The 3636-nt window shown below is 69.3% G+C and carries 2 protein-coding genes; both read left to right on the top strand.

Annotated elements, in window-relative coordinates; all coding sequences use genetic code 11:
* A partial coding sequence (locus ACH5AC_RS38355) for an SDR family NAD(P)-dependent oxidoreductase (protein ID WP_398866988.1) occupies window positions 1-3270 on the top strand: 3270 nt, incomplete at its 5' end.
* Window positions 3271-3361: 91 nt separating this feature from the next.
* Window positions 3362-3636: beta-ketoacyl synthase N-terminal-like domain-containing protein (locus ACH5AC_RS38350; RefSeq protein ID WP_398866987.1), on the top strand; the 275-nt coding region annotated here is incomplete at its 3' end.

The raw sequence follows: 3636 nt of genomic DNA, 5'->3' as shown, positions 1-3636 counted from the left end.
CCCCACACCAACCACCCCCGCCGCGCCGCCATCTCCGCCTTCGGCGTCAGCGGCACCAACGCCCACACCATCCTCGAACAAGCCCCCACCCCCACAACCACCCCCGCAGAAGCCACCACACCCCACCAGACCGGCCCCCTCCTCCTCCCCCTCTCCGCCAAAACCCCCAACGCACTCCACCACCAGGCCAAACGCCTCCACACCCACCTGATCCAGCATCCGGAGCTGCCGGTGGCGGAAGTGGCGCACACCCTGGCGTTGCGGCGGACTCACTTCGACGAACGGGCCGCAGTGGTCGGGAAGGACCGGGAGGACGTGCTGGCCGCGCTGCAGGCCCTGACCGACGGCGTACCGCACCCTTGCCTGGTCACTGGCCCACCCCAGGGCACGATCCGCGACGGCAAGACCGTCTTCGTCTTCCCCGGCCAGGGCAGCCAGTACGAGGGCATGGCCGGCCGACTGTACGCTACGCACCCGGGCTTCCGCCGTCACCTCGATGCCTGCGACGAGGCTCTCCGACCTCATCTGGATCTGCACGTTCTCGACGTCATCCACCAACGCCCGGGCGCACCGGACCTCAACCGCGTCGATGTCGTACAGCCCGCCCTCTTCGCCGTCAACGTCGCTCTCGCCCGTACCCTGATCGACCACGGCGTGGTGCCTGATGCCGTCATGGGGCATTCCCAGGGGGAGATCACAGCCGCCCATATCGCGGGCGCGCTCACGCTCGACGACGCGGCTCGGCTCGTGAGCCACCGTGCGCGCGCGCTCACCGCGTTGGAGGGGCAGGGGGCCATGGGTGCCGTCACCCAGCCCCACGCCGACACGGCCCGGCTGATCGAGCGCCACTGGCCGGACCGGCTGCACATCGCCGCCGTCAACTCGCCCTCGCACACGATCATCAGCGGTGACCCGACGGCACTGCACGAGTTGCTGGCCCACTGCGCCGAGCGGCGGATCCAGGCGCGCAGGATCAGCGTGACGTACGCGTCCCACTCACCTCATGTAGAGCCGCTCCGCCAGCACCTGACCGAGGCTCTGGAGGTCACTCCGCGCCCCGCCGATATCGCCTTCCACTCCACTCTCCTCGGCGAACATCTCGAGGACACTACTCGGTTGACGTCCCAGTACTGGTACGAGAACCTCCGTCACACCGTCCAGCTCCTCTCCACCACCCAGGAGTTGATGGAGTCGGGGCATGACTCCTTCGTCGAGGTCAGCCCGCACCCCGTGCTGACCGGCGCGTTGCAGGAGACGGCCGACACTCACGCGCCCGAGTGCCTCGTCGTCCCGAGTCTGCGCCGGGACCACGAGGACCAGGAGCAGCTCCTCACCGCGCTCGCGGTCCAGCACACCCACCACAAGCCGATCGACTGGACCCATCCGGTCCTCAACCCCGTCGCTGTCGCGCCGCCCGCCCCCCTGCCCACGTACCCCTTCCAGGGCCGGCGGTACTGGCTCGCTCCGACGCCACCGCGCAGGGCCGAACGCAACATGCTGCTCCGGCCGACGTGGACCGGGCGCAACGGTTCCGTGGACGGTGAGGAGACGCGGCTGCCCCAGGACACCGTGGTGTTGAGGGCCGCCGACGACTCCCACGGCGCCACGCACACGACTGATCGGGCTCATGGCATCGCGCGCGGTGTTCTCGGGCGCCTCAAGGAGTGGCTGGCCGTGGACCGTTCCGCCGGTTCACGTCTCGTCGTGGTCACGCACCGGGCCGTTGCCGTAGAGGAACGGGAGAGCCTCGATCTGGATCAGGCTCCCGTCTGGGGGCTCGTCAGGTCCGTCCAGGCGGAGCACCCGGATCTCATCGTGCTCGTCGATACGGACGAAAAACCGACCTCCCACAGCGCGCTGGCCCGGGCCGTCGCCACGGGCGAGTCTCAACTCGCCGTTCGGCAGGGTCGTATCCACACGTTCTCGCTCGCCGCCACGGAGTCCGGTGAGGAGGGCGGCGGCTCGGGCTGGCCAGGGGGCGGGGACGGCACGGTGTTGATCACGGGCGGCACCGGCGCCCTGGGCGCACTCACCGCCCGCCACCTGGTCACCCGACACGGCATCACCCACCTCCTCCTCACCAGCCGACGCGGCCCCGACGCCCCCGGCGCCACCCAACTCCACGACCAACTCACCGCCCTCGGCGCCCACGTCACCATCACCGCCTGCGACACCACCGACCACACCGCCCTCGCCCACCTCCTCACCACCATCCCCGACACCCACCCCCTCACCGCCGTCATCCACACCGCAGGCATCCTGGACCTCGCCACGGTCGAGAACCTCACGTCGCAGAAGCTCGACGCCGTGCTGCGCCCGAAGGTCGACGCCGCCTGGCACCTTCACGAGCTCACCCGTGACCTCGACCTCGACGCCTTCGTCCTGTACTCGTCGATCGCAGGTGTACTCGGCGCTCCCGGCCAGGCCAACTACGCGGCCGCCAACACCTACCTCGACGCCCTCGCCCACCACCGCCACACCCTCGGACTACCCGCCACCAGCCTCACCTGGGGCCCCTGGGCCGAGGAGTCGAGCATGGTCCGTCATCTCAGCGCAGGAGCCATCGCCGGAATCACCGAGGACGGGTTCCCGCCCCTGCCGTCCGAGCACGCTCTCGCCCTGCTCGACTCCGCGGTCGGGTCAGGACTTCCCGTCCTCGCCCCCACACGCCGGTCCGCCGGTCCACGCCCGTCGCGTACCGAGGATCGTACGGATGCCGCCGAGGCAGAGGACACCGGGAGGAGCCTCGCCGACGAGCTTGCCTCGCTCGGACGGCAGGAACAGCGCGAACGCATCACCGAGGTCGTACGGAGCACGACAGCCGTGGTGCTCGCTCATCCGGAGCCGGAGACGCTTGCCCTGGGGCAGCCTTTCAAGGCCCTCGGCTTCGACTCCCTGACGACCGTTCAGCTCCGCAATCGGCTCAGCACCGTCACCGGGCTACGGCTGCCCACGAGTCTGGCCTTCGACCACCCGACCCCGATCGCACTCATCGACCACCTCCACAGCCGACTGGCACCACAGGAGGGTGGCGCGCCGACGGGCAAGAGCGTGCTACAGGATCTCGAACGGGTCGCGGCGACCCTCACCACCCTTGAGACGGACCCGGCGGAGCAGACCGAGATCGCACTACGGCTCAAGGACCTTCTCTGGCAGTGGAACAACCGCCGCGACGACACGGCGAACAGTGCCATCTCCGACGACAACCTCGACGTCGCCTCGGACGAGGAACTCTTCGAAGCCCTCGACAGAGAGCTGAACACGCCCTAGCGGCCAGGCAGTCCGAAGGACTGGTTCCTCCGGACACGGCATCTCTCACGCCGAACGATCCTTCCCGATTCCATTCAAGGGGTTCATCCAAGTGGCAGGCGAAGACAAGTTCCGGACCTATCTGAAGCGTGCGACGTCCGACTTGCGTGAGGTTCGCCTCCGCTTGCGTGAGATCGAGGAGCGCGCTCATGAGCCGGTGGCGATCGTGGGGATCGGGTGCCGTTTCCCCGGCGGTGTCACCACACCCGAGGAGCTGTGGGACCTGGTCGCGGAGGGACGGGACGCCATCACCGCCTTCCCCGACGACCGGGGCTGGGACCTCGACGCCCTCTACCACCCCGACCCCGACACCCCCGGCACCACCTA

Source organism: Streptomyces sp. NPDC018693 (assembly GCF_044391385.1).
Lineage (GTDB): Bacteria > Actinomycetota > Actinomycetes > Streptomycetales > Streptomycetaceae > Streptomyces.
This window is presented reverse-complemented; position numbering and strand designations above follow the sequence as displayed.